Here is a 3,277-nt window from a genome sequence, read left to right as displayed (position 1 = left end):
GGCAGGCGGAACGCCCTCGTCGAGCATCATCGCGAACATCGCGTCTTCGTCGATGGTCGGCGTCATGTCCTCCATGGCGAGATTGGCACGCGCTTCCGCTACGTCCTCCCGCCAAAGGGCGATCTGCTCGGGGGTGCCGCGCTGGAAATCCATCTGGCGGATGCGCTCGCGCAACGTCTCAAGATCGATCTGGGCCATCGCGTCATCCTTTCTGCTCTTAACCCTACGCCTTCCAAGGCGACTCCTCAACAAATCATGTGTGAGCGAGGCGGATGCGCGCCGTGATCCGCGCTTGGTTGAGCGCGGATCGCCGGATCGGGGCCGTTAATACTCGCTCGCCAGCATGACCGTCAGAACGCGCGTGGTCTGCTGCGCATCCCACGGTGCTTCGCTACCATAGGTCAGCGTGTTGTCGTAGTAATCCACCTTCCAGAAAACCGTCTCGGAAATGGCCGTGCCATCGCTCGGCCGCTCTTGCGACCATTCACCGCTCGCTAGGCGATAGACCGCGCCGAAATCATGCTCACCATAGGGGTCGTTGTCGCCGTCAAACTTGGTAAAACCGACGATCGCCGATACGGCCTTGAAGCAATCCGCATCGGGGAGGGCAAGAAAGCCCTGCGTGACGTTGGCGCACGACGTGACGCCGGGGCTCTGACGCGCTGCGTCATTCAGGCGGCGGATGGTGTCGAGTTGTTCGGGGCTATACATCGCTGATCCTCCTTCTGGCAGGCCGCAAGGCCGCTCGGCCTCACGGCCCTGCCTGTCCGGCGAGGACGGGATGGGGAGGGGGAGCGAGAATCTACCGCTGGCGCGGGCGATCCGCTCTAGCGCGGCCGGCGCGACGCGACGGGCGCCGCGCTTGGCGGATTACACGGGCGGTCGATTGTCGTTCGGGAACGAAAGGGCGGCGCCCTTGGTGTTCCCCTGGCGCCGATCGCGCGCAGCGCGAGCGGTGAACGATACGCGGTGCGGATCTCCGCACGGCATTGTCGCGCGCAAGCGCGTCCCGTCAGGAGGGCGCGTTGCGTGCGTCGCGAGCGGCGATCACCAGCTCGACGATGCGCGGCTGATGGTCTGCTGGCACCGGAGCCGTTCGAGGCGGCCTTTACCCGGTTTTCTGCGGCTTTTGCCGGAGTGTTGAAGGGCGTGGTGGCGATTGACGGCAAGGCTTTGCGCGGCGTTTATGAGCGCGGTCGCAAGGCTGTGCCCCTCCATCTGGTCAACATATGGGCGGCCGAAGCCCGATTGGTGATTGGTCAGCGCCTGGCGCCCGGCCGCAACGAGGTGCTCGGTGCGCAGCAGGCCCTTGCACGGGACTGTCAGGAATTTCGTGTGCGGCGAGGCGGTTGACCATCAGGCCGTCATGGCCCTGATGAAACGTTCGCCGAAGAGCACGGCAAATTGCGCCTTCGCCATGTTCCACTCACGCGGCGGCATTTTCCACTCTTTTTCCGATCGGTTCAAGATCAGATAGAGGAGCTTGGTGGCGGCCTCATCATTGGGGAAATGCCCCCGGGCACGAACAGCGCGGCGGAGCTTGGAATTGAGGGCCTCTATCGAATTTGTCGTATAGACGATCCGTCTGACCTCGTCGGGAAAGGCGAAAAATGGGATGACCTCGGGCCATGCCCGGCGCCAGCTCTGGCCGATGGCGGGATAACGCTGTCCCCAGAAGCTGGCTTCGAACGCTGTCAGGGCTTCTTCGGCGGTCGCAGCATCAACGGCCCGATAGATGGCCTTCAAGGCCGTTCCGAGCGCCTTGCGATCTTTCCACGCCACGAAATCCATCGAGTTGCGCAGCAGATGGACAATACAGGTTTGGACCATCGCTTCGGGGAAGACGGCGGTGATGGCGTCTGGGAAGCCCTTCAGGCCATCGACGACGGCCAGTGATATCCTCGACGCCGCGGTTGCGCAGTTCGTTCATGACGCGCAGCCAGAATTTGGCCCCTTCATTCTGTTCCAGCCACAAACCAAGGACCACCTTGGTGCCGTCGGCCATGACGCCCAGGGCAATATGGATCGCCTTGTTGCGGACCATGCCTTCGTCGCGGATCTTGACCCGGATTGCATCGAAGAAAACCAGCGGATAGGCTGAGTCCAGCGGGCGTTGTTGCCAGGCCGTGACCTCCTCCAGCACAGCGTCCGTGATCGTGCTGATCAGGTCGGGTGAGGCCTCGATGCCGTACAGTTCGCGCAGATGCCCGGTGATCTCACGGGTACTCATGCCGCGCGCGTACATCGAGATGATCTTGTCATCAAAACCGGGGAAACGGCGCTGATATTTTGCGATCAGCTGCGGATCGAAACTGCCCGCCCGATCACGCGGCACCTCGATCTCGATCCGTCCCCCGTCGGTCGTCACCGTCTTGCGGCCATAGCCGTTCCGGCTGTAGGTCCCTTGCTCCTCCTGGCCAAGATGGTGATCCATCTCCGCATTGAGCGCCCGTTCGGCAAATGCCTTCTTCAATGTATCGAGCAGGCCGCCCTGGCTGAGCGCTGCTGCTGCGTCAGTGCCGGCCAGCAGTTGATCGAGAATGTCGTTGGGTATCGAGGGTTCTTTCCGTCGTGACATATTGGGTCTCCTTGTTGCCCATTATGCCTCGCCGCACACGAAATTCCTGACAGTCCCACGCAGGGGCGTTTGTCGCCGGACTTCGTGCACAGATGACCGAAGCGCTCGGCGCGCTGAACCGGAAGATGCCGCGCAATGCCAAGGTGCGACTTCGACAGCAGGGCAAGAACCGGATTTCGATCACACCGTTCGAGCCGCTGCCGGCAGCGCTCAATCTGGAGGCTATCAAGACAGAACTCGAACGGCGCTGGCCGATGACGGACCTGATCGACGTGCTGATGGAGACCGCCCGGCAAACCGGATTCCTCGATGAGTTCACGGCGTCGGGCGACCGGGTCGTTATCGATGCCGATACACTCCGCCGGCGTCTTGTCCTGTGCCTCTACGGTCTCGGCACCAATGCCGGCCTGAAGCGGGTCAGCACAGGAACGGAGGCCGCGAGCTATGCCGAACTATTGCACGTCCGGCGTCGCTTCATCCACAAGGAGGCGCTGCGCAGCGCAACCGCGTTGGTAACCAACGCGATCCTCGCGACGCGCGACCAGCGCATCTGGGGTGAGGCGGGGACCGCATGCGCGTCGGATTCCACGAAGGTCGGTGCGTGGGATCAGAATCTGATGGCGGAATGGCATGTCCGCTACCGCGGCCGTGGCGTCATGATCTACTGGCACATGGAGCGCCAGGCGACCTGCATCTACT

3 protein-coding genes and 2 pseudogenes are annotated in these 3,277 nt (G+C 62.6%); 2 read left to right on the top strand and 3 right to left on the bottom strand.

The features are described 5' to 3' along the window. On the bottom strand, window positions 1-198 hold a 198-nt coding region (locus tag ACFFJC_RS21265), incomplete at its 3' end, for a hypothetical protein (protein ID WP_379489241.1). Between the two features lie 126 nt (window positions 199-324). Further along, window positions 325-711 carry a DUF3768 domain-containing protein gene (locus ACFFJC_RS21260; protein ID WP_037508600.1) on the bottom strand — a complete coding sequence of 129 codons (387 nt, stop codon included), beginning with the start codon at window positions 709-711 and terminating at the stop codon, window positions 325-327. A gap of 369 nt (window positions 712-1,080) precedes the next feature. On the opposite strand from ACFFJC_RS21260, the pseudogene ACFFJC_RS21255 reads away from it, so the two are divergent. Continuing rightward, window positions 1,081-1,314: pseudogene (locus ACFFJC_RS21255) on the top strand (ISAs1 family transposase); the annotation flags it as partial. Window positions 1,315-1,356: 42 nt separating this feature from the next. On the opposite strand, the pseudogene ACFFJC_RS21250 reads toward ACFFJC_RS21255, so the two are convergent. Next, window positions 1,357-2,578, bottom strand: a pseudogene (locus ACFFJC_RS21250) (IS256 family transposase). 92 nt (window positions 2,579-2,670) lie between these two features. Here ACFFJC_RS21250 and ACFFJC_RS21245 point away from each other — a divergent pair. Beyond that, window positions 2,671-3,277, top strand: a 607-nt coding sequence (locus ACFFJC_RS21245) for a Tn3 family transposase (RefSeq protein WP_379489240.1), incomplete at its 3' end; no start/stop codon positions are given.

The sequence above is a fragment of the Novosphingobium soli genome (assembly GCF_042432915.1).
In the GTDB taxonomy this organism is placed as follows: domain Bacteria; phylum Pseudomonadota; class Alphaproteobacteria; order Sphingomonadales; family Sphingomonadaceae; genus Novosphingobium; species Novosphingobium soli.
This window is presented reverse-complemented; position numbering and strand designations above follow the sequence as displayed.

Excerpts from the sequence above, each read along its gene's own strand:
- ACFFJC_RS21260 (WP_037508600.1), bottom strand. The coding sequence starts at position 711 with ATGTATAGCCCCGAACAACTCGACACCATCCGCCGCCTGAATGACGCA.